Here is a 26571-nt window from a genome sequence, read left to right as displayed (position 1 = left end):
GGCCGGCGAATCCCGAGATGGATTCGCCGGCCCTCTGCTTTCGCTGTGGACTTTCGGCTTTCGCTGTGGACTTTCGCCGAAGCGGCGCTGTGCCTCAGCCCTTCGGCTCGGTCTTCAGGATCATATTCGTGATCCGCACGATCGAGAGCAGGCGCCCCGCCTCGTCGGTCATCTTGACCTCATGGGAGACGATCGTGCGTCCCTGGTGGAGCACCTCGGCGCGACCGGTCACCACGCCCTCTCGCGCGGCACGCAGGTGAGTGGCGTTGAGATCGACCCCGACGACGTTCTTACCGCCGGAGAGCAGATACGAATGCATCGACGCCAGGGATTCGGCGAGAACGACGTGGCCGCCTCCGTGGAAGAGACCCATCGGCTGCCGATTGCCGACGACCGGAGCGGTGGCCACGACATGATCGTGAGCGAGCTCGACGAACTCGATTCCCATCCTCTCGGCCAGCTCACCCCCGGACCCCGGCGTGCGCAGCTGCCCGAGCAGCGTGTCGATCTCCTCGGGGGAGGTGTGAGCGGTCAGGGACACGTCGGGACGCAGCATCGGTTCTCCTTCAAGTCAGCTTCGAACGCTAGGCTATGCCATGTGAGTCACTCAAACGAATCCCTCCTGCTCATCGACGGACACTCCCTGGCCTACCGGGCATTCCACGCCCTGCCGGTCGAGAACTTCTCCACCAGCACCGGCCAGACGACGAACGCCATCTACGGCTTCATCTCCATGCTCATCAACGTCCTCCGCGACGAAGAGCCCAGCCATGTGGCCGTGGCCTTCGACCTCGGACGCCAGACCTTCCGCCTCGAGGAATACCCCGACTACAAGGCCGGACGGGCGAAGACTCCACCCGAGTTCCACCCGCAGATCGACCTCATCAAGGACATCGTCACGGCGATGGGCATCCGGGTGGTGACGAAGGAGGGCTTCGAGGCCGATGACGCTCTGGCCACGATGGCGAAGATGGGCACGGATGCCGGCTCGTTCGTCGAGGTGATGAGCGGAGACAAAGATTCGTTCCAGCTCGCCTCCGACCGGGTGACGATCCTCTACCCGAAACGTGGAGTCAGCGATCTCAACCGGATGACGCCGGCCGCGGTCGAGGAGAAGTACGGGGTGAGCCCCGCGAACTACCGGGGGCTGGCCGCGCTCGTCGGTGAGAAGGCCGACAATCTGCCCGGTGTGCCCGGAGTCGGTGACAAGACCGCCGCGAAATGGCTCACCGCACACGGCGATCTGCCCGGGGTGTTGGACAACGCCGACAAGATCGGCGGCAAGGTCGGTGAGAAGCTGCGCGACCATATCAGCGAGGTGGAGCGGAACTACCGACTCAACCGCCTCCTCGACGACGTCGACTTGGGACTGGAGTTCGACGACCTGGCCTGGGGCGAAGGCGACCCGGCCGAGCTGTCGAGCCTGTTCGACCAACTCGAGTTCCAGGCCCTCGGCAAGCGTTTGGCCGCGATCTTCCCCGAGGCCGGAGCCGAGTCCGAGCCGGCACCGGCACGCGAGACGAACATCGAGACCGTCGACGTCGACACTCTGCTGACGAAGATCGCCGACCACGATGTGCTGGCGCTCGATTCCGACGCCTCCTTCGAGCTCGGCCACGGTCAGGCACGGACCCTGGCGGTCTCCGCCGAACCCGGCCGGGCCTGGGTCGTCGACCTCGCCGAGGCGGGGCAGAAGGCCGTCGGCGCGCTCGGTTCCGCCCTGGGCGGGCATTCGCTCATCCTCCACAGCTCGAAGCTGCAGATCAAAGCGTGGGAGTCGATGGGACTGTCCGTGACGGATATCGCCGGGGACACGGCCCTGGCTGCCTACCTCCTCGTTCCCGATGCCCGGTCCTACGAACTCGGTCAGATCGCCGCCGACCGTGCCGGAATCGATCTCAGCGAACCCGAGGCTGATTCCGGACAGCTCGCCCTCGACCTCGACTCCGATGCCGCGGTGACCACGCACGGCCAACGCGCCGCCGCCCTGCTCGAGGTCCACGAGGTGCTCGCGAAGGCCGTCGAGGACGCGAACATGACGCAGGTCTATCGCGAGATCGAACTGCCGCTCGTGCCCGTGCTCGCGCGCATGGAAGCGACCGGGATCGCGGTCGACGAGACGGGACTGTCGAACCTCATCGACGAATTCACGAAACAGGCCGAAGCCAGCGCGGGCGAGGCCTATGAGGCGATCGGCCACGAGGTGAACCTCGGTTCTCCCAAACAGCTGCAGACCGTGCTCTTCGACGAACTCGATATGCCCAAGACCAAGCGGACGAAGACCGGCTATACGACCGATGCCGACGCCCTGGCCGAACTGTTCGTCAAGACCGAACACCCCTTCCTCCAACACCTGCTGGCCTACCGGGATTCGACGAAGCTCAAGCAGACCGTCGTCGGACTGCTCAAGACTGTTGCCGACGACGGCCGCATCCACACCACCTACCAGCAGACCGTGGCCGCCACCGGACGGCTTTCGTCCCTGGACCCGAACCTGCAGAATATTCCAGTGCGGACCGAATCAGGCCGCCGCATCCGAGACATCTTCATCGCCGACCCCGAGGTGGCTGAGGGGACTCTGCTCACCGCCGACTACTCGCAGATCGAAATGCGGATCATGGCTCATCTGTCCGGCGATGCCGCGCTCATCCAGGCGTTCAAGGACGGCGAGGATCTCCACTCCTATGTCGGCTCGAAGGTCTTCGGAGTCGGCATCGACGAGGTTGACTCCGAGATGCGCTCGAAGGTCAAGGCCATGTCCTACGGGCTGGTGTACGGGCTCTCCGCCTACGGCCTCTCCCGGCAGCTTGCGATCGGCGTCGATGAAGCCAAGGGGCTGATGGACCAGTACTTCGAACGCTTCGGTGCAGTCAAGGACTACCTCGACGACATCGTCGAGCAGGCTCGCGCCAAGGGGTTCACGGAGACCATCATGGGCCGTCGTCGTTATCTGCCGGCGCTGCACAGCGACCGTCGGCAGCTGCGGGACATGGCCGAACGCGCCGCACTCAACGCTCCGATCCAGGGTTCGGCAGCCGACATCATGAAGATCGCCATGCTCAAGGTGGCCGCCCGTCTGGACGGCCTCCGCTCGCCGATGCTGCTGCAGGTCCATGACGAGATCATCGTCGACGTCCGTCCGGAAGAGATCGATGAGGTGAAGACGATCGTCACGGAGGAGATGGGGTCGGCGTTCGAACTCGATGTGCCTCTGGACGTCAACGTCGGCACCGGACGCTCCTGGCACGCCGCCGCCCACTGAGCTGCTGCCCGCTGTCCCGTCGAACTCGTTCAAGCGCAAGCGCAGAGAACGATCTCGCCCACGCTCGTTCAAGCGTCCCCGCAGTTTGCGCGCCGTGTACCACACGACGTCCGCGCTAGCGCTTGAACGAGAGCGCGACGGGTGAGTTGCGCGGTCCTGCCCCAGCCGGGAGTCGATGATGTCGTCCGCGAACGCTGCGTCGCCTCGGGGGAGGCGCACACGGACCTTCGAGCTCGTCGTCCACGGCATCGACATCGCCACGACACTCGGTGCCGAACCACTTGTTCCGGAGGCCGCGCTTCGGGAATCATTGGCGATCGCAGCGGGGCTGGCGATGCAGAGCGGAAAGGGCAGTTCAGTGCTCGCCGGGCTGACCGGGCGCGGGGGACTGGCCGAGGACTTCACAGCCCTCGGCTGAGGATCGTCCCCGTTCCGGCCCCGTCAGTCCTTGGTCAGGGTGGTGGAGAAGATCGCGGTGCCGGGCATGAGCGCACCGCGCAGCGGTGACCAGCCGCCCCAAGCGGTCCGATTCTCCTCGGGCCATTCGGGTTCGGTCACCGAATCGAGCGTGAAGCCGGCTTCGACGAGGAGACGGACCCAATCGCTCATCGTCCGGTGATGCTCGGCGTAGACCGGCTGACCGTCCGAGGACAGCTCGACGTACGGAGTGCGATCGAAGTACGAGTACTCAACCGTCAGGCCGGCCTCACCCGGAACATCGGGGAACATCCACCGCATCGGGTGAGTCGTTGAGAAGACCCACTGTCCGCCGTTGCGCAGCACTCGCGCCACCTCGGCGAAGACGACCTCGGCGTCCTTGACGAAGGGCAGGGCGCCGTAGGAGGAGAACGCGCGATCGAAGCTGTTCGATGCGAACGGCAGCTGTCGGGCATCGGCGAGGAGGAACGTCGGGGGAGTCGCCTCGGCGCTCAGGGGATGTTCGCGCTGCAGACGCGAGGCCTGCTCGAGCATTCCGGCGGAGACGTCGACACCTGTGGTGATCGCGCCCTGCTCGGCCAGCCACCGGGAGCACTGACCGGCACCGCAGCCGACCTCGAGAACCTGCTTCCGGGCGACATCGCCGAGGAGGCGCACATCGGATTCGTGAATTCCCTCCGGACACCAGATGAAATCCGAAGCCCCGAGGAACGTGCCGTGTTCGGCGAGATACTCCTCGGCCGAGTTGTCCCAATAGCTGCGATTGGCCCGGACGGAAGCCTCTTCGTCGATCGGGAGATAGCCACCGCTGATGACCTCGGCTCCGTCAGTTCCTTCGCTCATGGTTCCTCCGTGGCCCCAGGTGGTGATGATTCGTCTCTTCGGCGTGCATTCACACCCGAAAAGGTGCTAGCATTGACAACCGTATGCGCCTGTGCATACAAGTCCAAATTCGCAATCGAGACCGGATTCGGTTCTTGCGGCAACTTACACGACCTGTCGCCAGGGTACCGGATCTGGACCAATATTCCATCGGAGTCCCTACCTATATGACCACCACCACGCCGGAATCGGTGCAGCCGAAGCAGGTCGCTGTCAACGACATCGGAACCGCTGAGGATTTCCTCGCCGCCGTCGATGAGACCATCAAGTACTTCAACGATGGCGACATCGTTGAGGGCGAAGTCGTCAAGGTCGACCGTGACGAAGTCCTCGTCGACATCGGATACAAGACGGAAGGCGTCATCCTCGCACGTGAGCTTTCCATCAAGCACGATGTCGATCCCGGCGAAGTCGTCGAGGTCGGGGACGAAATCGAAGCCCTCGTTCTTCAGAAGGAAGACAAAGAGGGTCGTCTCATGCTGTCGAAGAAGCGCGCTCAGTACGAGCGTGCCTGGGGCGACATCGAGAAGATCAAGGAAGACGACGGCGTTGTCACCGGCACCGTCATCGAGGTCGTCAAGGGCGGCCTGATCGTCGACATCGGACTGCGCGGCTTCCTGCCCGCGTCCCTCGTCGAGATGCGCCGCGTCCGCGACCTCGCCCCCTACATCGGCCAGCAGGTCGAAGCCAAGATCATCGAGCTCGACAAGAACCGCAACAACGTGGTCCTGTCGCGCCGTGCCTGGCTCGAGCAGACCCAGTCGGCCGTCCGTCACGACTTCCTGCAGACCCTGCAGAAGGGCCAGGTCCGTCCTGGTGTCGTGTCCTCCATCGTCAACTTCGGTGCGTTCGTCGACCTCGGTGGTGTCGACGGACTCGTCCACGTCTCCGAACTGTCCTGGAAGCACATCGATCACCCGGGTGAGGTCGTCACCGTGGGCGACGAAGTCACCGTCGAGGTTCTCGACGTCGACATGGACCGTGAGCGCGTTTCGCTGTCGCTCAAGGCCACCCAGGAAGATCCTTGGCAGCACTTCGCTCGCACGCACGTCATCGGACAGATCGTGCCGGGCAAGGTCACCAAGCTCGTTCCGTTCGGTGCATTCGTGCGCGTCGAAGACGGCATCGAAGGCCTCGTCCACATCTCCGAGCTGGCCGTGCGGCACGTGGATCTGCCCGAGCAGGTCGTCTCGGTCGACGAGACCATCTACGTCAAGGTCATCGACATCGACCTCGAACGCCGCCGCATCTCGCTGTCGCTGAAGCAGGCGAACGAAGGCGTCGACCCCGAGGCCGAAGAGTTCCTCGACCCCGCTCTGTACGGCATGCCGCAGGAGTACGACGAGGACGGCAACTACAAGTACCCCGAGGGCTTCGACCCCGAGACCAACGAATGGGTCGAGGGCTACGAAGCTCAGCGCGAGACCTGGGAGCAGCAGTACGCCGCCGCTCAGGAACGCTGGGAAGAGCACAAGAAGCAGGTCGCCAAGGCCATCGCAGCGGATGCCGAGGCCTCCGCAGCCGATGCCGTCGGATCTGCCGAAGCCGCTCCGGCCACCGGATCGTTCTCCTCCGAAGAGGCGAGCGATGAGGGCACCCTGGCCAGCGACGAAGCTCTTGCAGCCCTGCGTGAGAAGCTTGCAGGCAGCTGATAGCAGCCACCAGAAGGGCTCCCGGTCGGAAGGCCGGGAGCCCTTTCTGTATGCCCCCACGGCTCGGGCACGCCTGCGCCCGTGGCTGTGGTACACCCTCATCCTCTGTGTCGGCAGCCTGACCGTCTTCGGCTCCGTCGCCGCGGACCCCGGCGGCAGCGTCGTCGCCTCCAACGACGACACCTCACTGTTCATCTGGTGGCTCGGGCACGGCGCGCAGGTTCTCGCAGACATCCTCGGATTCGGACCAGGAGAAACCGGCGGCCTGCTGTACACGGAATCGATGAACGCCCTCGGCGGGGGAGTCAACGGAGCCTGGAACACCTCGCTCGCAGGGTTTGCGATCCTGCTCGCTCCCGTGACGTGGGTGGCCGGCCCCATCGTGAGCTACAACCTCCTCATCCTCGCCTTCCCGGTGCTCGGCAGCCTGGCCACAGCTGTGCTCTTCCGCCGCTTCCTCGACCGCCTGCCCGCTTTCATCGCCGCTGCCGGAGTCGGCTTCTCCAGCTATGTCATCGCCCAGCTCGGCGGCCACCCGAACCTCGCCTATATCGTCACCCCGCCCCTGACCGCCTGGGCGATCCTCGCTCTCCTCGACCTCGGCCGCGCGACACAGGTGGATCCCGGCCGTTCTCTGCTGCGCAGCCGTCGCCTGTGGCTGCTCGGAGGAGGGTTCGGGCTCCTCCTCGGCTTCCAGTTCTACGTCTCCACCGAAGTTCTGGCCGGAACCTTCCTCGCCGCACTCTGCTTCCTGGCCAGCCTCGCCGTCTTCGGACGCCGCCTCTACCGCGCCCGGTCATGGGTCGCCCTCGGTCTCGGTTCCGCAGTCGCCGGCTGTATCGCCATGCTGTGTGCGATCCCGCTGCTGGTGACCATGTCCGGACCGAACGCCCCACAGGGCGCCATCCGCCCACACGGAGTATGGAACACCGACCTGCTCGACCCGATCCTGCCCGCAGCCCCGGCCTGGCTGAGTTCCGGAGTGTCTCCTCTGCCCCGAATCATGGAGATCGACCCCGCCGAACTCGGCGCCTACGTCGGCGCACCAGCTCTGGCGGCGGCTGTGCTCATCGTTCTCGGCCTCGCCCACCGGTCCGCACACGCGGTGCCGGTGCGCACCGCCGCCGCAACCGGCATCCTCGTCGGCCTGCTGGCACTCGGCTCACCGATCCTCCTCGGCGGCCGAATCGCCCTCGCGACCGGTCCGTTCGCGCTCATCGAAGCCATCCCCGTACTCAACAACATCCTGCCCATGCGGCTCGTCCTCCACTCGACGATCGCGCTCTTCGCCGTGCTCGGAATCGGCCTTCAGTGGGCGCTGAACCACCGGAAGCTGCTTCGCGCCCGCGCCCTCCTCATCCTGCTCGTCCTCGCTGCCGTGGCCATCCTTCCCGCTCCGCAGACCGCACATGAGGTGACAGTTCCAGACTTCTACGAGCACTCCATCGCCGAGGTGATCCCCGCCGGATCCGTCGTCAAGACCTTCCCCCGCCCCCTCGCATGGGCCGAGCCTCACGCCGACGAAGCTATGGTGTGGCAGTCGGTCAGCGGATTCGGCTACCGCGAGACCGGCGGCTACTTCATCGGCTCGAGCCCGGAATCAGCGGTGACCTATTCCGCCCCCGAAGATGCCCTCGACGAACTCCTGCACGGCTCCGTCTTCGACGGCGAGCCAATGCCGGGCGCGGACAGCCCGGAAGTCGCCTCGGCGATCGCCGAACTGAGGGAGACCGGGGTCGACTTCATCGTCCTCGCTCCCGAGGCTCCGCTTCTGCCGGGAGGTGAGGGAGACTATGCAGCATTCCTCGATGCCGCCGTCGGAGATCCGATCTTCGCCGATGAGGGAGTGCGGGTCTACCGACTGGATCAGTAGGATGATCCCATGCTGAGAATCGGTCTCACCGGCGGAATCGGCGCCGGAAAGTCAACGGTGTCCGCAATGCTCGTCGAACACGGGGCGGTGCTCGTCGACGCCGACAGGATCGCCCGCGAAGTCGTCGAACCCGGACAGCCGCTGCTCGAGAAACTGGCCGAGGCCTTCGGGCCGCAGGTGCTGCACTCCGACGGTTCGCTCGACCGGCCGGCGCTGGCCGCGGCAGCCTTCGTCGATTCCGAGCACACAGCACGGCTCAACGGCCTCATGCATCCGGCGATCCGGGACCGCACCGCCGAACACTTCGCCAGACACGCCGACGCCGAGATCGTCGTCCACGACGTCCCGCTGCTCGTCGAGAACGACATGACACCGGCCTACCACCTCAATCTCCTCGTCGACGTGCCCGCCGAGGTGCGCCTGCAGCGGCTCATGGACTCCCGCGGAATGGACCGCGACGATGCCGCCGCAAGGATCTCCCGCCAAGCCGATGACGACACCCGCCGAGCAGCCTGCGATGTCATCATCGACAACTCCGGTCCCGCCGAAGAGACGAAGGCCGCGGTCGCCCGGCTCATCGAATCGCGGATCCGCCCCTTCGCCGCCAATCTCGCGTCCGGGCAGCGGGCACCGAAGGCAGCCCTCGAACTCGTCGATCCCGCAGATGCCGACTGGATCGGTGACACGCAGAGAGCGATCAGGAAGCTGCGACACGGCACGGGCGAGAAGTTCGCCATCGAACATATCGGCTCCACCTCTGTGCCGGGACTGCCCGCCAAGGACGTCATCGATCTGCAGCTCCTCGTCCCCGATCTCTCCGCCGCCAGGGAGCTGGCACCCCGACTGGCCGAACTCGGCTATCCGGGAGCCGAGATGAGCGACCACCTCGGCGAAGAGTCGACCGAAGGGAAATGGTTCCACGCGAACACGGATCCCGGCCGCGCCGTCAATCTGCATGTGCGCACCGCGGAATCGGTCGGTGTGCGCTTCGCGCGCGCGTTCCGTGACCTGCTCATCGCGGACACGGGGGAGCGGGACCGTTACCTCGAGTTGAAGCGAGACCGTTTGGCCGACGCCAAGGCTGCGGGCGGGACGAACGGGCAGATGATACGAACATATGCGGAATCGAAGGAACCGTACTTCCTGCAGATGCGCCGCCGACTGGTGCCCGACAGCTTCGACTGACACGTTGACCCACGTCGGCGGACACTTCGCCGAGGCTGTCGTTCCGACTCCGGTCTGCCCAATGTCAGGGGCGGGGGCTAGGGTTGGACTATGAGCTCAGAACGCCCCCTGCCAGCGATCGGCCACCGCCCCGACGTCACCCGCGAAGTGGCGCCGTTCGAGGTCGTCTCCGAGTATTCTCCCTCCGGTGACCAGCCGACGGCGATCCGAGAGATCTCCGACCGGCTCGACGCGGGTGAGCGGGACATCGTCCTCCTCGGTGCCACCGGCACAGGCAAGTCGGCGACAACGGCATGGCTCATCGAGCAGGTGCAGAGACCGACCCTGATCATGGCGCCGAACAAGACTCTCGCCGCGCAGCTGGCGAACGAGTTCCGACAGCTGCTGCCCAACAACGCGGTCGAGTACTTCGTCTCCTACTACGACTACTACCAGCCGGAAGCCTATGTGCCGCAGACGGACACGTTCATCGAGAAGGACTCCTCGATCAACGACGAAGTCGAACGTCTCCGGCACTCGGCCACGAACTCGCTGCTCACCAGACGCGACGTCGTCGTGGTCTCGACGGTGTCGTGCATCTACGGTCTCGGCACTCCTGAGGAATACGTCGATCGGATGGTCACCCTTCACAAGGGCGACGAATGCGATCGGGACGAACTGCTCAAACGCTTCGTGTCGATGCAGTACGCCCGCAACGATATGGCTTTCACCCGCGGGACCTTTCGCGTGCGAGGAGACACCGTCGAGATCATCCCGCAGTACGAGGAGCTCGCGCTGCGGATCGAATTCTTCGGCGACGAGATCGAATCGCTGCAGACCCTCCACCCGCTGACGGGCGAGATCGTGCGCGACGAGGACACCATCCACGTGTTCCCGGCCAGCCACTACGTCGCCGGTGAGAACCGGATGGCCACCGCGATCAGCGGCATCGAGGACGAACTGCAGAAGCGGCTGAGCGAGTTCGAATCGCAGAACAAGCTGCTGGAAGCCCAACGGCTGAAGATGCGCACGACCTATGACCTCGAGATGATGGAGTCGATGGGTTTCACCTCCGGCATCGAGAACTACTCCCGGCACATCGACGGCCGCGATCCCGGTTCGGCACCGAACTGCCTGCTCGACTACTTCCCCGAGGACTTCCTGCTCGTCATCGACGAGTCCCATGTCACGGTCCCGCAGATCGGCGGAATGTACGAAGGCGATATGTCGCGCAAGCGCACCCTCGTCGAACACGGATTCCGCCTGCCCAGTGCCATGGACAACCGGCCGCTGAAGTTCGACGAGTTCCGGGAGCGCGTGGGACAGAGCGTGTATCTGTCGGCCACACCCGGCAACTTCGAACTCGGCAACGCCAACGGGTACGTCCAGCAGATCATCCGCCCCACCGGACTCGTCGACCCCGAGATCAAGGTCAAGCCGACGAAGGGGCAGATCGATGATCTCCTCGACGAGATCAAGACCCGAGTCGACGCGAACGAACGTGTGCTCGTGACGACGCTGACGAAGAAGATGGCCGAAGATCTCACCGACTACCTGCTCGAACACGATATCCGGGTCCAGTACCTCCATTCCGATGTCGACACTCTGCGACGTGTGGAGCTGCTCACAGAGCTGCGTGCGGGCGAATTCGATGTGCTGGTCGGCATCAACCTCCTGCGTGAGGGTCTCGACCTTCCCGAGGTCTCGCTGGTGGCGATCCTCGATGCCGACAAGGAAGGCTTCCTCCGGTCGTCGACATCGCTCATCCAGACGATCGGTCGTGCCGCACGTAACCTCAACGGCCAGGTGCACATGTACGCCGATACGATCACGGATTCGATGCGCACCGCCATCGACGAGACCGACCGCAGGCGCGCCATCCAGATCGCCTACAACGAAGAGCACGGAATCGATCCTGCCCCGCTGGTCAAGCGGATCGCCGACATCACCGAACGACTGCAGCGTGAGGACGAGGACACTCGAGAGCTGCTCACCGAATTCGACTACGGCAAGGGCAAGCGCGGCTACAACTCGACCCTGACCGACGAACAGAGGGAAGCCGCCGGCAAACCCGGTTCGCTGCGCCCGCCGGCGGCCGACCTCACCGAACTCATCGAATCGCTGACCTCGCAGATGCATTCGGCCGCCGCGGAGCTGCAGTTCGAACTCGCCGCACGACTGCGCGACGAGCTCGCCGACCTCAAGCAGGAGCTGCGCCAGATGAAGGAGGCCGGGCACGCCTGATCCGCACCGGTGACGCGCGAGTGATGCTCGCGTGTTTATACTGGTGTGCTGGCGAAAGGGAGTATCCCGTCCATCCGCGGTCGTCACCACGACCCCACAAGGGGTCCGGCCGCGGAGCGCACGCAGCATCACCGCGTGGGAGAGACTTTCGACCTGGATACATCCTGTTCACCACGAAAGGCATCCATGGATATTCTGTCCTCCACGCTCGCGGCCGGCGGCAACGCCGCTGCTGCGAGCGAATCTCCGATTCCCGTCTGGTTCATGATCACCTCGGGAATCATCGTCGTTGCGATCCTCGTCTTCGACCTCCTGCTGGTCGTCAAGCGACCACACACCCCGTCGATGCGGGAAGCGAGCATCTGGGTCGCCTTCTACGTCGCCCTGGCTCTGGTCTTCGCCGGCGCGCTCTTCGCCATCGGCGATGCCCAGCACGGCAGCGAGTTCCTCACCGGCTGGCTGCTCGAGTACTCGTTGAGCATCGACAACCTGTTCGTCTTCATCATCATCATGGGCAGCTTTTCGGTACCGCGGAAGTACCAGCAGGAAGTGCTCATGGTCGGCATCATCATCGCCATCATCTTCCGCGGCATCTTCATCCTCGCGGGTGCGGCGATCATCAGCGCCTTCGTCGAGGTCTTCTTCATCTTCGGCATCTTCCTCCTCATCGTCGCCTACCGGCAGGCCTTCAGCTCCGAAGACGACGGCGACGGCGAAAACGGTCTCATCCGGTTCCTGCGCAAGCGGATCAACGTCGTCGACGAATACCACGGCAACAAGCTGCGGGTGACCCTCGACGACAACAAGAAGTACTGGACCCCGATGTTCATCGTGTTCATCGCCATCGGCTCGACCGATGTGATGTTCGCGCTCGACTCGATTCCCGCGATCTTCGGCGTCACTCAGAATGCGTTCCTCGTGTTCACCGCGAACGTGTTCGCTCTCATGGGATTGCGTCAGCTGTACTTCCTGCTCGGGGGACTCGTCGACAAGCTCGTCTACCTCCACTACGGAATCGCCGCGATCCTCGGCTTCATCGGCGTCAAGCTCATCATCCACGCTCTGCATTCGAGCGATTGGGAGTTCCTCTCGTGGGGTCACTCGATCCCCGAGGTGCCGACGTGGCTGTCCCTGACCGTCATCGTCCTCGCCATGGTGGTGGCCACCGTCGCCTCACTCGTGAAGATGAAGAAGGACGGCATCTCCTTCAAGGACGTCAGCTCGAACGAATCCGAAGAGGCCTGAGCCGATCGGACCCGGTCGCGCTGACACCGCCTCGGTGTCGGCACAGAACGAGCGGGGTCCGTCTCGATCTCTCGAGACGGACCCCGCTCGTGTCTTCCCGGTCAGGGCAGAACCGGACCGGCAGTGCGACGCTCAGCCCTGGGCGAAGGGGCCGAACACGGGAGTCCATTCGCGGATGTCCGTCGACTCGATGACACCGAGCGAGGCATAGGGATCGGCGGCGAGGTGGCCTTCGACCTCCGCACGGTCGGCAGCGTTGAGGATCAGCAGCCCTCCCGGCTGCGGATCGTTGTCCAGGGGACCGGAGGCGAGGATCGTCCCGGCCTCATTCAGCTCCGCCTGCCAGCGGCGATGCGCAGGGCGGTGTTCCATCCGCGTGTCAGTAGCGGGACCATAGTGGTAGGTGACGGCGAAGACCGGCATATGTGACTCCTCGGTGTCGAGCAATAGGATGGAATCAGTCTAATCGGAAAGGTCTGTGCATCAGCGTGGCCAGATTGCAGGAGATCCCAGCGGAATTCGCTGACGACGACACGATCTACGAGTCCTTCGGCGAATACTGCCGAGAGATCGGTGTCGAGCCTTACCCGGCTCAGGACGAGGCGTTCCTCACGATCCTCGCCGGAGACAATACGATCATGGCGACCCCGACCGGCTCGGGGAAGTCACTCGTCGCTCTGTTCGCTCTCTACCAGTCCTTCACCCGCGGGATCCGGTCGTACTACACGGCCCCGCTCAAGGCCCTGGTGAGCGAGAAGTTCTTCTCCCTCATCGACGCTTTCGGCGCCGAGAACGTCGGGATGATCACCGGCGACTCCACCGTCAACCCGGAGGCGCCCGTCATCTGCGCCACGGCGGAGATCCTGGCCAACCAGGCGCTGCGCGAAGGCGGAATGCTCGACGCAGGAATGGTCGTCATGGACGAATTCCACTACGTCGCCGACCCCTCCCGCGGTTGGGCCTGGCAGGTGCCCCTCCTCGAGATGCCGCAGACCCAGTTCGTCCTCATGTCCGCCACCTTGGGCGACACCACCGACATCCGACGGACGATGACGGAGACGACCGGACGCGACTCCTCCGTGGTCACCTCGGCGACCCGGCCGGTCCCGCTCGACTACGAATATTCGACGGAGACGCTCTCGGACACTCTCCGCGGACTCGTCCGCAACGACAAGGCCCCGGTCTACGTCGTCTCCTACTCTCAGAACGGTGCCATCGACCTCGCCACCAACCTGCTCTCGGTCGACCTTGCCTCCAAGGAACAGAAGGCCGCCATCGCCGCAGCCATCAAGGGCTTCACCTTCGGCAAGGGATTCGGGACCAGTCTGCGCAAACTGCTGCTGCACGGCGTCGGCGTCCACCACGCCGGAATGCTGCCGAAGTACCGCCGCCTCATCGAACAGCTCGCGCTGAAGGGACTGCTGCTCGTCATCTCCGGCACCGACACCCTCGGTGTGGGCATCAATGTGCCCATCCGCTCCGTGCTGCTGACCGGACTGACGAAGTTCGACGGGCGGAAGATGCGCCGACTCAGCGTCCGCGAGTTCCAACAGCTCGCCGGACGTGCCGGCCGCGCCGGATTCGACACCCGCGGCTACGTCATCGCCCAAGCCCCCGAACACGTCATCGACAACCTCAAGGCGGATGCCAAAGCGGCCAACGATGACAAGAAGAAAAAGAAGAAGGTCAAGAAGAAGGCCGCCCCGGTCGGCTTCGTCGGCTGGTCCGAAGAGACCTTCGCAAAACTCATCGAAGGCGAATCCGAGACCCTGCGGCCGCGGATGAAGATCGACCATTCGACGATCCTCAACCTCGTCGCCCGCCCCGGCTCCGATGTGTCGACGATCAGCGACTTCATCGACAAGACACATGAGACAAGGGAACGCCGGCTCGACCTCAAACTCACCGCGATCAGCATCGGACGCTCCCTCATCGACGCCGGACTCATCGAGGTCCGCGGCAGCGAACTCATCGCCACCCAGGACCTCGGCCCCCAGTTCGCGCTCAACCAGCCCCTGGCTCCCTTCGTGCTCGCCGCACTGGAGCTTCTCGACGAGAACGACGACACCTACGCCCTCGACGTCGTATCCATCGTCGAGGCGACCACCTCGGTGCCGTTCCAGATACTGAAGGGCCAACTCGACCGGATCAAGGGAGAGACCCTGGCCGAACTCAAGGCCGAAGGCGTCGAATACGCCGAACGAATGGCGATCCTCGACGAGATCGAAAGTCCCGCACCCCTGGCCGAGATGCTCGACCCGGCCTTCGACCACTTCGTCGAGACTCATCCCTGGCTGCACCGAGGCGGCTTCGAACCCAAATCCGTCGTCCGCGACATGCTCGAGCAGGCCATGGGCTTCACCCAGTTCGTCGGCTACTACGGTCTCGCCCGGGCCGAGGGCAGCCTGCTGCGCTACCTCACCGACGTCTACCGCGCACTGCTCCACAACGTCCCCGCGGAGAACAGGACCGAGGAACTCGAGACCATCATCGAATGGTGTGGTGAGACCATCGCCCGGACGGATTCGTCGCTGCTCGACGAATGGCGGACCCTGCAGGGACTCGACCCCACCGAAGCCGCCGACGAGCTGCCGGCACTCGACCGCCGATTCTCCGAGAATACGAAGGTGTTCACCGCAGAGGTCCGCAATGCCCTGTTCCACCGAGTGCTGCTGGCCGAACGTGCTAACTACACGGAACTCGGCCGCCTCGACGCCGAATCCGGATTCGACTCCCGGGCCTGGGAAGACGCGATCGAGGACTTCTACGACGAATACGGGGAGCTCATCGTCGACCAGAAAGCCCGCGGTCGGGAATATATCGACATCACACCCGGTTCAGACACATGGAGCGTCCGACAGATCCTCGCCGATCCCGACGACAACAGGGACTGGGCCATCGACGCCGAGGTGGACGTGGCCGCCAGCGACGAATCCGGAGATATCGTGCTGCGCATCCTCTCCGTCGGGGAGATCGGCAGATGAGCCGGAAACCGCTGCGAATACAGCAATGTCAGTGCCGAGTAATACAGTGGTCAGGTGATGAAAACCAATAACGGTGAGCAAGTGACAGGCGTCTCCCATCTCGACACCCTGTGGGTCAAGGGAGCGCGAGCACACAATCTCAAGAACGTCGAGATCGCGCTGCCGCGCGATTCGATGGTCGTGTTCACCGGCTTGTCCGGTTCCGGCAAATCCTCGCTGGCTTTCGACACGATCTTCGCCGAGGGGCAGCGACGCTACGTCGAATCCCTGTCCTCCTATGCACGGATGTTCCTCGGGCAGATGGACAAACCCGACGTCGACTTCATCGAAGGGCTGTCTCCAGCGGTGTCGATCGACCAGAAGTCGACATCGCGCAATCCGCGTTCGACCGTCGGCACGATCACCGAGGTCTATGACTTCCTCCGCCTGCTGTGGGCGCGGATCGGCATCCCGCACTGTCCCGTCTGCGGTGAGGTCATCACGAAGCAGACCCCGCAGCAGATCGTCGACCAGCTGCTCGAACTCGAGGAGCGGACGAAGTTCCTCGTCCTCGCTCCCGTCGTCCGGTCCCGCAAGGGCGAATTCGTCGACCTCTTCACCGACCTGCAGTCCAAGGGCTTCTCCAGGGCCATCGTCGACGGCGAGCAGATCAGCCTGAGCGAACCGCCGACCTTGGAGAAGCAGTACAAGCACACGATCTCCGTGGTCGTCGACCGCCTCGTCGCCAAATCGGGAATGCGCCCGCGGCTGACCGACTCCGTCGAGACCGCCCTGGGGCTCGCCGACGGACGCATCGACATCGAACTCGTAGACGAAGGCACGACCCGCACTTTCTCCGAGCACATGTCGTGCCCGAACGAGCACCCGCTGACGATCGACGAGATCGAACCCCGCTCGTTCTCCTTCAACTCGCCCTTCGGCGCCTGCCCCACCTGCGACGGCATCGGCACCCGCCTGCAGGTCGACGAAGATCTCGTCGTCCCCGACGAGGACCTCAGCCTCGGCTCCGGGGCCATCGCCCCCTGGTCGGGAGGCAAACAGGTCTCGAAGTACTTCAACCGTCTGCTCAAGGGCCTCGGCGACGAACTCGGCTTCGATATGAAGACGCCGTGGAAGAAGCTGCCGAAGTCCGCGAAGACCGCGATTCTGACGGGCAAGGACTACAAGGTCCACGTCAAGTACAAGAACCGCTTCGGGCGTGAACGCACGTACTCGACGGGCTTCGAAGGCGTCTACCAATACATTCAGCGCAAGCACGAGGAAACAGAATCCGAGTGGTCGCGGGAACGCTACGAGTCCTATATGCGCGAGATCCCGTGTGCCAGCTGTGACGGTACGCGCCTCAAACCGGAGATCCTCGCCGTCAAGGTCGGAGACAGGTCCATCGCCGAGGTCTCCGAACTCGCCCTCGACGAAGCGGCTTCCTTCCTCGGCTCCCTCGAGCTGAGCTCCCGCGATGCCGCCGTGGCGGCGCAGGTGATGAAGGAGATCAACGCCCGCCTCGGTTTCCTCCTCGACGTCGGCCTCGACTACCTCAGCCTCAACCGGGCCGCCGGTACGCTCTCCGGCGGTGAGGCCCAGCGCATCCGCCTGGCCACGCAGATCGGCTCCGGCCTCGTCGGCGTCCTCTACGTCCTCGACGAGCCCTCGATCGGACTGCATCAGCGCGACAACCGCCGACTCATCGAAACGCTCAACAAGCTCAAGGATCTCGGCAACACCCTCATCGTCGTCGAACACGATGAAGACACCATCGAATCCGCCGACTGGATCGTCGATATCGGACCCGGTGCCGGCGAGCACGGGGGCGAGGTCGTCTACTCCGGTCCCGTCACCGGCCTCAAGGATGCCGAGAGATCGATCACCGGCGACTACCTCTCCGGCCGACGGGCGATCCAGATCCCGCCGACCCGCCGCCCCGTCGACAAGGACCGGATGGTCACCGTCGAGAAGGCCGTGGAGAACAACCTGCGAGACGTCACGGTGTCCTTCCCCCTCGGTGTGCTCACCGCCGTCACCGGCGTGTCCGGTTCGGGCAAATCGACTCTGGTCAACGAGATCCTCTACACACAGATGGCCAACGTCCTCAACGGCGCCTCCCGGGTGCCGGGACGGCACAAGCGCGTGACCGGCCTGGACAATCTCGACAAGGTCGTCCACGTCGACCAGTCTCCGATCGGTCGCACCCCGCGGTCGAATCCCGCGACCTACACCGGCGTCTTCGACCATGTGCGCCGGCTGTTCGCCGAAACCGAATCGGCGAAGGTCCGGGGCTATCTGCCCGGTCGGTTCTCCTTCAACGTCAAGGGCGGACGCTGCGAGAACTGCAGCGGCGACGGCACGATCAAGATCGAGATGAACTTCCTGCCCGACGTCTACGTCCCCTGTGAGGTCTGCCAGGGCGCTCGGTACAACCGGGAGACCCTGGAGGTCACGTTCAAGGGCAAGAACATCGCCGAGGTCCTCGACATGCCCATCGAGGAGGCCAACGACTTCTTCGCCGCGATTCCTGCGATCTCGCGACACCTCAAGACCCTCGTCGAGGTGGGGCTCGGCTATGTCCGACTCGGCCAGCCGGCCACGACTCTCTCCGGTGGCGAGGCACAGCGTGTCAAGCTCGCCGCCGAACTGCAGAAGCGCTCCCGCGGTCGCACCGTCTACGTGCTCGACGAACCGACGACCGGTCTGCACTTCGAGGACATCTCGAAGTTGCTCATGGTCCTCCAGGGACTCGTCGACAAAGGCAATACGGTCATCGTCATCGAACACAACCTCGACGTCATCGGCAATGCCGATCACATCATCGACCTCGGACCCGAGGGCGGCCGCGGCGGTGGGCAGATCATCGCCCAAGGCACTCCCGAAGAGGTCGCCGAGGTGACCGAATCGCACACCGGACGGTTCCTCAAACCGATGCTCAAGTCCTGATCCGAATGCCTGATCCATCCACCTACCGTCCGGCCACCGGGTCGATCCCCACATCGGCCGGGGTCTACAAATTCCGTGACCCCGACCGGCGGGTGATCTATGTCGGAAAGGCGAAGAACCTCCGCAACCGACTCAACTCGTACTTCGCCAACCCCGCCCAGCTGCACCCGCGCACCTCGACGATGGTCCACACCGCGAACTCGGTGGAATGGACCGTCGTCGACACCGAGGTCGAAGCCCTGCAGCTCGAATGGACGTGGATCAACGAGTTCAACCCGCGGTTCAACGTCATGTTCCGCGACGACAAGTCCTATCCTTACCTCGCGATCACGATGAATGACGAGGTGCCTCGGGCCTTCATCACCCGGGGAAAACGCCGCAAGGGCGTGAAGTACTTCGGTCCCTTCGCTCAGGTGTGGGCGATCAAGGACACCCTGGACCTGCTGCTCAAGGCCTTCCCGATGCGCACCTGCACAGCAGGGGTCTACCGTCGGGCCGAACGCAGCGGCAGGCCCTGCCTGCTCGGCTATATCGACAAATGCGCTGCTCCCTGCGTCGGTCAGATCAGCAAGGACGATCACAAGGACCTGGCCCGCAGCATCTCCGACTTCATGTCCGGAAACACCGGCCGGTTCATCAGCCACCGGCAGAAGGAGATGGCCACAGCCGCGGCCGAACTCGACTACGAACGCGCGGCCGGTCTGCGCGACGAGATCTCCGCCCTGCAGAAGGTCCTCGACAAGTCCGCCGTCGTCCTGTCGGTGAGCGCCGACTGCGATATCTTCGCCCTCGTCACCGAGGAGCTCGAAGCCTCCGTCCAGGTCTTCCACGTGCGCCAGGGTCGTATCCGCGGCCAACGCGGCTGGATCATCGAACGCTCCGATGATCACACCCCCGCGGAACTGACCACCGACTACCTGCGACAGGCATACTCCGGGCTCGATGCCGATGCCATTCCGAAGGAGATCCTCGTCGACACACTGCCGGCGGATCTGGAATCCCTGGAGGCCTGGCTGAGCGAGCAGCGCGGTTCGCGGGTGACCGTGCGGGTACCCGAACGCGGGGAGAAGAAGGCGGCCCTGGAGACCGTGGGGAAGAACGCGAAGGAAGCGCTCATCCAGCACAAGCTCAAACGCTCGTCCGACCTGACGACCCGCAGCCAGGCGCTCAAGGAGATCCAGGAGCACCTCGACCTGCCGGAAGCACCGCTGCGCATCGAATGCATCGACATCTCCCATACCCAGGGATCGAACGTCGTCGCCTCCCTCGTCGTGTTCGAAGACGGAATGGCGAAGAAACGCGACTACCGACACTTCGCCATCCACGGTGAAGCCGCGGCCGACGACACGGCTTCGATGTACGACGTCGTCTCCCGTCGCTTCAGCCGCTACCTCGAACAGATGACCTCCGAGGAGCCCGATGAGCGCTTCGGCTATCGGCCCAGCCTCCTCGTCGTCGACGGTGCCGGCCCGCAGGTTGCGGCAGCGACGCGGGCACTGACGGATCTCGGCATCGTCGACATCTCCGTCGTCGGTCTGGCCAAACGGCTCGAAGAGATCTGGATACCGGACGATCCGTTCCCGGTCATCCTCCCACGCAACTCCGAAGGGCTCTTCCTCATGCAGCGCCTGCGTGATGAGGCCCACCGCTTCGCCATCACCTATCACCGGTCGAAACGTGCGAAGGCGATGACGAGTTCCGTGCTCGACGACATTCCGGGTCTCGGAGAGTCGAAGCGCACCGCTCTGCTGCGCCATTTCGGATCCGTGAAGAAGGTCCGTGCTGCCACCGCCGAGGAGATCTGCGAGGTCAAGGGAATCGGTCCCTCCCTCGCCGCGAAGATCGTCACGGCTCTGGCCGACTGAGCTCTGCGATTCTGCCCTAGAGTAGTGCCGAGAGGTACAGTGCCCACCGACCGATCGGGCACGGACAGAGGAGGACGAGTGAGCGTGCAGGCCGAATCGAACGGATCCGACCACCCCATCGAGGTTGTGCTCGTCACCGGCATGTCCGGAGCAGGCCGCACCACCGTGGCCAATGTGCTCGAAGACATGGACTGGTATGTCGTCGACAACCTTCCGCCGCAGATGATGCGTCCGCTCGTCGAACTCGTTGCCCGTGCCGACGGCGCCCTGCCGAAGATCGCCATCGTCATCGACGCCAAAGGGCGCACCAAATACACCGAACTGCAGGAGACGATCAGCGATTTCGTCGATCAGGGTCTGTCCCTGCGCATCGTCTTCCTCGACGCCTCCGACGAAGTCCTCGTCCGACGTTTCGAATCGACCAGGCGGCCCCACCCACTGCAGGGGGAGGGGACCCTGCTCGACGGCATCGAAGCCGAACGTGCCGAACTCGAGTCCCTCAAACACCGCGCCGATATCATCGTCGACACCTCCGACCTCAACGTGCACCAGCTCTCCGCGGAGGTGCGCAAACGCTTCAGCGACGACGACACCCCGCCGCTGCGGCTGACGGTGATGAGCTTCGGCTTCAAATACGGCCTGCCCAAGGACGCCGACCACGTCGCCGACGTCCGCTTCCTGCCGAATCCGTACTGGATTCCCCATCTGCGCGGACACAACGGACTCGACTCCGATGTCGCGGCCTACGTCCTCGAGCAGAACGGCGCCGAGGAATTCATCGAACGCTATGCCGCAACCCTGTCCACCGTCGCCGAGGGATATCTGCACGAGGGCCGCGGCTACGCGATGATCGGAATCGGCTGCACGGGCGGCAAACACCGTTCCGTGGCGATCAGCGAAAGGGTCGGACGACTGCTGTCGGCCCAGACCGGGATCCCAGTGGCCGTGCGTCACCGCGATCTGGGAAGAGAATGACATGGAGACCGAAGATCTGCCCGTCATCTCCACGGGCGCACAGAAGGACGGTCCCAATATCGTCTCCTTCGGCGGAGGCCACGGACTCTACGCGGCGCTGAGGGCGTTCCGTCTGCTCACCGAAGACCTCACCGCGGTCGTCACAGTCGCCGACGACGGCGGCTCATCCGGACGACTGCGCGACGAACTCGGCGGACTGCCTCCCGGCGATCTGCGGATGGCTCTGGCCGCGCTCTGCGACGACGGCACGTGGGGCCAGACCTGGCGTGATGTCATCCAGCACCGGTTCGAATCGACAGGTGAGCTGCACGGTCACGCGGTGGGCAATCTGCTCATCGCAGCACTGTGGCAGATCCACGGCGACCATGTGGCCGGCCTGGACTGGATGGCCCGGCTGCTGCGCGCTCACGGTCGAGTGCTGCCGATGTCCTCGGTGCCGCTGACGATCGAAGCCGATGTGAAGTTCCCCGGCTCCTTCCAGGTCGTGCGCGGACAGTCCGTGCTCGCCTGCACGATCGGCCACGTCGAGACCGTGCGCCTCGACCCGGCTGCCCCACCGGCCCGCTACGAGACGATCGAAGCCGTGGAGGAGGCCGAGGTTCTCAACCTCGGCCCCGGCTCCTGGTACACCTCGGTGATGCCGCACCTGCTCGTGCCTTCGCTCGCCGAGGCGATCGTGGCCTCGACAGCGGTGAAATCCCTCACGCTCAACCTCAGTTCCACTGACGGTGAGACGAAGGACCTGAGTCTCGGCGAACACCTCGTCTCCCTCCACCGTCATGCCCGCTCACTGACCTTGGACTATGTTCTCGTCGACGAGGCGGCCACCGAACTCGAACCCGACCTGCCGCAGCGGGCCGAGGACATGTTCGGAGCGAAACTCTGGGAACGTCCCCTGCGCTCACGGAGGCAGGGACAGCATGACAGCCTCAAGCTGGCGGCATGCTACCGTGACATGTTGTTGGACGCCGGGATCGGCGTCGCCGAGCAGTGGTAGAACTTCAGGTGCAGGAGGACGAGCTATGGCACTGACCGCTCAGGTCAAGGACGAGTTGGCGCGAGTGAAGATCACTCGCACCTCCGCCCGCAAGGCCGAGGTGTCCTCGATCTTCCGCTTCTCCTCCGCCCTCCACCTCGTCAACGGCTCGATCGTTCTCGAAGCCGAACTCGACACTGCCCAGGCCGCCAAACGGCTGCGAGCGGAGATCAAGGATCTCTACGGTCAGCATGCCGACATCGTCGTCATCAATGCCGCCGGAATCCGCCGCTCCAACCGCTACCTGCTGCGCGTCACCCGTGACGGGGGAGCACTGGCCCGCCAGACCGGACTCGTCGACAACCGCGGCCGTCCCGTGCGCGGACTGCCCTCGGCCATCGTCAACGGCTCCGTCGCCGATGCCGAAGCCGCCTGGCGCGGAGCCTTCCTCGCCCACGGATCACTGACCGAGCCGGGGCGCTCCTCGGCGTTGGAAGTCACCTGCCCCGGCCCCGAGGCGGCTCTTGCCCTCGTCGGCGCAGCCCGCCGACTCGGACTGAGTGCGAAAGCCCGCGAGGTCCGGGGAGTCGACCGCGTCGTCATCCGCGACGGCGACGATATCGCCGCGCTGCTCACCCGCATGGGCTCCCACAGCGCCGTGCTGGTCTGGGAGGAACGGCGGATGCGCAGGGAGGTCCGCGCGACCGCGAACCGCCTGGCGAACTTCGACGATGCGAACCTGCGTCGCTCGGCACGGGCCGCCGTGGCCGCCGGCGCCCGGGTCGAACGCGCCCTGGAGATCCTCGGCGACGACGTCCCCGAACACCTCCGCTACGCCGGTCAGCTTCGCGTGACCCACAAACAGGCGTCCCTCGAAGAGCTCGGTCAGCTCGCCGACCCGCCGATGACGAAGGACGCGGTGGCCGGCCGGATCCGCAGGCTGCTGTCCACTGCGGACAAGCATGCGGAAGAACTGGGAATTCCCGGCACCGAAGCCAGTCTGACCCCGGAAATGCTCGAGGATCGCTAAGATCGAGGCATGAGACGAATCGCCATCAACGGCTTCGGCCGCATCGGCCGTGCCCTGTTCCGTCTGTCCCTCGAACCCGATGCTGATTTCGAGGTCGTGGCCATCAACGATCTCACCGATACGACGACCCTGGCTCATCTGCTCTCCCACGACTCCGTGTGGCCTCGCTTCGACCATGATGTCGACGCCGCCGACGAGGCGATCATCGTCGACGGACGAGAGATCGCGGTGACGAGCCAAGCCGACCCGTCCGCCATCGACTGGAGTTCGCACAAGGTCGAACTCGTCGTCGAATCCACCGGACGCTTCACCCGGCAGGACCAGGCCGAGGCCCACCTCGGCGGCACCGTGCAGACCGTCGTACTCTCCGCCCCCGGAAAGGACGTCGACGCGACCCTCGTCATGGGCGTGAACGAAGACACCTTCGATCCGTCCGCGCACTCCGTCGTCTCGAACGCCTCGTGCACGACGAACTGCATGGCCACCGTCGTCAAGGCGCTCGACGACGCCCTCGGCGTCGAATCCGGTCTGCTCAACACCGTTCACGCCTACACCGGCGACCAGATGCTCGTCGACGGACCCCACCGGGACCTGCGTCGCGCCCGAGCCGCCGCCGTCAACATCGTGCCGACCACGACCGGAGCCGCACGCACCGTCGGCCGCGTCATGCCCCACCTCGAGGGCAAGCTCGACGGACTCGCCGTGCGTGTACCCGTGCCCGCCGGATCGATCATCGACTTCACCTTCACCACCTCCACGAGCGCCGACCGCGACGAGGTCAACGCGATCCTCGCCTCCGCAGCGGACGGATCGCCCTACCTCGACTTCTCCACCGACGAACTCGTCTCCAGCGACATCGTCGGCACCACCGCCTCGGCGATCGTCGATTCCAAGCTCACGATGGTGCTGGGCGACCAGATCAAGGTCGTGGCCTGGTACGACAACGAGTGGGGGTACACGAACCGACTCAAAGACATGGTCAGCTACATTCTCAGCGAAAGGGACTCATGAGGACATTCGACGATGCGGGCATCTTCGCCGGCCACACGGTGCTCGTCCGCAGCGATCTCAACGTGCCGATGGACGACGGCACGATCACCGACCGCGGTCGCATCCTGGCCTCGGCCGGAACGATCAGGTCCCTCGCCGAGGCGGGAGCCAGGGTCATCGTGATGTCGCATCTGGGCCGGCCGAAGGGAGAACCGGATCCGCAGTTCTCACTGGCCCCGATCGTCCCCGAACTCGCCGAAGCCATCGGCCGTCCGGTCGCCTTCGCCGCCGACACCATCGGTGACGATGCGCAGACGAAGGCCGCAGCCCTGTCCGACGGTGACGTGCTGTTGCTGGAGAACCTGCGCTTCAACCCGGGCGAAACGGCGAAGGACGATGCCGAGCGCCAAGAATTCGCCACCCAGCTGGCAGCGCTGGCCGACGACTTCGTCTCCGACGGATTCGGCGTCGTCCACCGCAAGCAGGCTTCGGTCTACGACATCGCCGGCCTCCTCCCGCACTATGCCGGCTCACTCGTGCGTGCGGAAGTCGAGGTCAGCGACAGGCTGCTCAACAACCCCGAACCACCGTTCACCGTCGTTCTCGGAGGATCCAAGGTCTCGGACAAACTCGGCGTCATCGACAACCTCATCGACCGCGCCGACAATCTGCTCATCGGCGGGGGAATGGTCTTCACCTTCCTCGCCGCACTCGGCCACGACATCGGGTCGAGCCTGGTCGAGAAGGACCGCATCGACGACGTCAAGGGCTACCTCGAACGCTCCCGGTCCGGTGGTGCACGCATCGTCCTGCCCACGGACATCGTCATGGCCGCCTCCTTCGCCGCCGATGCCGAGCACTGGGTCCGGCCCGTTGCCGAACTCGAAGACACTCCGGCCGGAGGCGACGGCCTCGGCCTCGACATCGGCCCCGAATCGGCGCGCGCCTACGCCGAGATCATCGCAGGCTCGACCACTGTGTTCTGGAACGGGCCGATGGGCGTCTTCGAGTTCCCGGCCTTCGCCGCCGGCACCAAAGCCGTAGCCCAAGCTCTGGCCGACGAAGGCAGCAGCGGGGGACAGAGGCTGACCGTGGTCGGCGGCGGCGATTCCGCAGCCGCCGTGCGCAGCCTCGGCTTCGCCGATGACGCCTTCGGCCACATCTCCACCGGCGGAGGTGCCAGCCTCGAATATCTCGAAGGCAAGACCCTGCCCGGACTCGACGCACTCGGATGAGGAAGACAGACACCATGAGCGACCGCACCCTGCTGCTGGCAGGCAACTGGAAGATGAACCACGATCATCTGGAGGCGATCTCCGCTGTCCAGAAGCTCGCCTGGGCGCTCGAGGACGCCAAACTCGACGACAGCGACTGCGAAGTCGTCGTCATTCCGCCGTTCACCGACATCCGTTCGGTGCAGACACTCGTCCAGGGGGACAAGCTGTGGCTGAAGTACGGTGCCCAGGACGTCTCCCAGCACGCTCCCGGAGCGCATACCGGAGAGATCGCCGCATCGTTCCTCTCCCGCCTCGGCTGCAGCTACGTGGTCATCGGCCACAGCGAACGCCGTGCCGACAACCACGAGACCAACGAGGTCGTGGCCGCGAAGATCAAGGCCGCACTTTCGGCTGAACTCACACCGATCCTCTGCGTGGGGGAGTCGCTGGAACAGCGGCAGGAGAAGAGCCACGTCGAGTTCACCCTCGGACAGCTCGAGGAGTCGCTGGCCGGATTCGACGCAGGCGACCTCTCCGGCCTCGTCATCGCCTACGAACCCGTCTGGGCGATCGGCACCGGAGAGACAGCCACTGCCGCCGATGCCGCCGAGATGGCATCGGCGATCCGCGCACGCATCGTTGAGAACTATGGCGAGGCTCTTGCCCAGACCACCCGCATTCTCTACGGCGGGTCGGTCAAGACCGACAACGTCGCGGAAATCGTCGCCTCCGCGGACGTCGACGGCGCACTGGTCGGAGGTGCGAGCCTCAGCGGTCCGGACTTCGCCGCTTTGTGCAAGGCCGCGGTCGCGAAGTAGACTGACAGACGCATCATTCGACGAAACA

19 protein-coding genes are annotated in these 26571 nt (G+C 64.7%); 16 read left to right on the top strand and 3 right to left on the bottom strand.

Annotation, left to right across the window (positions count from 1 at the left end; translation table 11 throughout):
• Nucleotides 1–94: 94 nt before the first annotated feature.
• On the bottom strand, nt 95–556 hold the full coding sequence (locus tag ACOZ9V_RS09950) for a PaaI family thioesterase (RefSeq protein ID WP_139467304.1): 462 nt from the start codon (nt 554–556) through the stop codon (nt 95–97).
• Between the two features lie 42 nt (nt 557–598).
• On the opposite strand from ACOZ9V_RS09950, the gene polA reads away from it, so the two are divergent.
• Both polA and ACOZ9V_RS09940 read left to right on the top strand, forming a co-directional pair.
• Nucleotides 599–3262 carry a DNA polymerase I gene (polA, locus tag ACOZ9V_RS09945; RefSeq protein ID WP_434589614.1) on the top strand — a complete coding sequence of 888 codons (2664 nt, stop codon included), beginning with the start codon at nt 599–601 and terminating at the stop codon, nt 3260–3262.
• A 178-nt stretch (nt 3263–3440) separates the two neighbouring features.
• Entirely contained in the window at nt 3441–3680 is a 240-nt protein-coding gene (locus ACOZ9V_RS09940; protein ID WP_434589611.1) for a hypothetical protein, read from the top strand.
• Nucleotides 3681–3703: 23 nt separating this feature from the next.
• On the opposite strand, the gene ACOZ9V_RS09935 is transcribed toward ACOZ9V_RS09940, so the two are convergent.
• Nucleotides 3704–4543: a class I SAM-dependent methyltransferase gene (locus ACOZ9V_RS09935; RefSeq protein ID WP_139467301.1), complete on the bottom strand. Its 840-nt coding sequence runs from the start codon at nt 4541–4543 to the stop codon at nt 3704–3706.
• Between the two features lie 206 nt (nt 4544–4749).
• Here ACOZ9V_RS09935 and rpsA point away from each other — a divergent pair, with 206 nt between their 5' ends.
• From rpsA to ACOZ9V_RS09910, 5 genes are all read left to right on the top strand, one after another.
• Entirely contained in the window at nt 4750–6234 is a 1485-nt protein-coding gene (rpsA, locus tag ACOZ9V_RS09930) for a 30S ribosomal protein S1 (protein WP_139467300.1), read from the top strand.
• The gene (locus tag ACOZ9V_RS09925; protein WP_434589607.1) at nt 6212–8107 is read left to right on the top strand and encodes a hypothetical protein; all 1896 of its coding nucleotides are present in this window, start codon (nt 6212–6214) and stop codon (nt 8105–8107) included. Before rpsA ends, ACOZ9V_RS09925 begins: the two co-directional genes overlap by 23 nt.
• Before the next feature lie 9 nt (nt 8108–8116).
• Complete coding sequence (gene coaE, locus ACOZ9V_RS09920) at nt 8117–9292, top strand: dephospho-CoA kinase (RefSeq protein ID WP_434589604.1); 1176 nt, start codon at nt 8117–8119, stop codon at nt 9290–9292.
• A gap of 90 nt (nt 9293–9382) precedes the next feature.
• Entirely contained in the window at nt 9383–11515 is a 2133-nt protein-coding gene (gene uvrB, locus ACOZ9V_RS09915) for an excinuclease ABC subunit UvrB (RefSeq protein WP_229663933.1), read from the top strand.
• A gap of 186 nt (nt 11516–11701) precedes the next feature.
• Nucleotides 11702–12760 (top strand): TerC/Alx family metal homeostasis membrane protein, encoded by a 1059-nt coding sequence (locus tag ACOZ9V_RS09910; protein WP_139908084.1) that lies wholly within the window; start codon nt 11702–11704, stop codon nt 12758–12760.
• Between the two features lie 132 nt (nt 12761–12892).
• On the opposite strand, the gene ACOZ9V_RS09905 is transcribed toward ACOZ9V_RS09910, so the two are convergent.
• The gene (locus ACOZ9V_RS09905; RefSeq protein WP_181270529.1) at nt 12893–13183 is read right to left on the bottom strand and encodes a YciI family protein; all 291 of its coding nucleotides are present in this window, start codon (nt 13181–13183) and stop codon (nt 12893–12895) included.
• A 65-nt stretch (nt 13184–13248) separates the two neighbouring features.
• On the opposite strand from ACOZ9V_RS09905, the gene ACOZ9V_RS09900 reads away from it, so the two are divergent.
• From ACOZ9V_RS09900 to tpiA, 9 genes are all read left to right on the top strand, one after another.
• Nucleotides 13249–15744 (top strand): DEAD/DEAH box helicase, encoded by a 2496-nt coding sequence (locus ACOZ9V_RS09900; protein WP_434589599.1) that lies wholly within the window; start codon nt 13249–13251, stop codon nt 15742–15744.
• A 57-nt stretch (nt 15745–15801) separates the two neighbouring features.
• Nucleotides 15802–18672, top strand: a complete 2871-nt coding sequence (uvrA, locus tag ACOZ9V_RS09895; protein ID WP_172170283.1) for an excinuclease ABC subunit UvrA — start codon at nt 15802–15804, stop codon at nt 18670–18672.
• A gap of 5 nt (nt 18673–18677) precedes the next feature.
• Nucleotides 18678–20537, top strand: coding sequence for an excinuclease ABC subunit UvrC (uvrC, locus tag ACOZ9V_RS09890; protein WP_172169638.1), 1860 nt, complete (start codon nt 18678–18680; stop codon nt 20535–20537).
• A gap of 84 nt (nt 20538–20621) precedes the next feature.
• Entirely contained in the window at nt 20622–21512 is an 891-nt protein-coding gene (rapZ, locus tag ACOZ9V_RS09885; protein ID WP_373284074.1) for an RNase adapter RapZ, read from the top strand.
• Between the two features lies 1 nt (nt 21513).
• A complete protein-coding gene (locus tag ACOZ9V_RS09880; RefSeq protein ID WP_434589596.1) occupies nt 21514–22509 on the top strand; it encodes a gluconeogenesis factor YvcK family protein in 996 nt (331 codons plus the stop codon).
• Nucleotides 22510–22534: 25 nt separating this feature from the next.
• The gene (gene whiA, locus ACOZ9V_RS09875; protein WP_139467292.1) at nt 22535–23518 is read left to right on the top strand and encodes a DNA-binding protein WhiA; all 984 of its coding nucleotides are present in this window, start codon (nt 22535–22537) and stop codon (nt 23516–23518) included.
• A 9-nt stretch (nt 23519–23527) separates the two neighbouring features.
• Nucleotides 23528–24529 (top strand): type I glyceraldehyde-3-phosphate dehydrogenase, encoded by a 1002-nt coding sequence (gene gap, locus ACOZ9V_RS09870; protein WP_139467291.1) that lies wholly within the window; start codon nt 23528–23530, stop codon nt 24527–24529.
• A complete protein-coding gene (locus ACOZ9V_RS09865) occupies nt 24526–25743 on the top strand; it encodes a phosphoglycerate kinase (RefSeq protein WP_434589593.1) in 1218 nt (405 codons plus the stop codon). Before gap ends, ACOZ9V_RS09865 begins: the two co-directional genes overlap by 4 nt.
• A 14-nt stretch (nt 25744–25757) precedes the next feature.
• On the top strand, nt 25758–26543 hold the full coding sequence (gene tpiA / locus ACOZ9V_RS09860; protein WP_434589590.1) for a triose-phosphate isomerase: 786 nt from the start codon (nt 25758–25760) through the stop codon (nt 26541–26543).
• The last annotated feature ends 28 nt before the right edge of the window (nt 26544–26571 follow it).

This window comes from Brevibacterium sp. 1718 (genome assembly GCF_051131255.1).
GTDB lineage: Bacteria > Actinomycetota > Actinomycetes > Actinomycetales > Brevibacteriaceae > Brevibacterium > Brevibacterium sediminis.
This window is presented reverse-complemented; position numbering and strand designations above follow the sequence as displayed.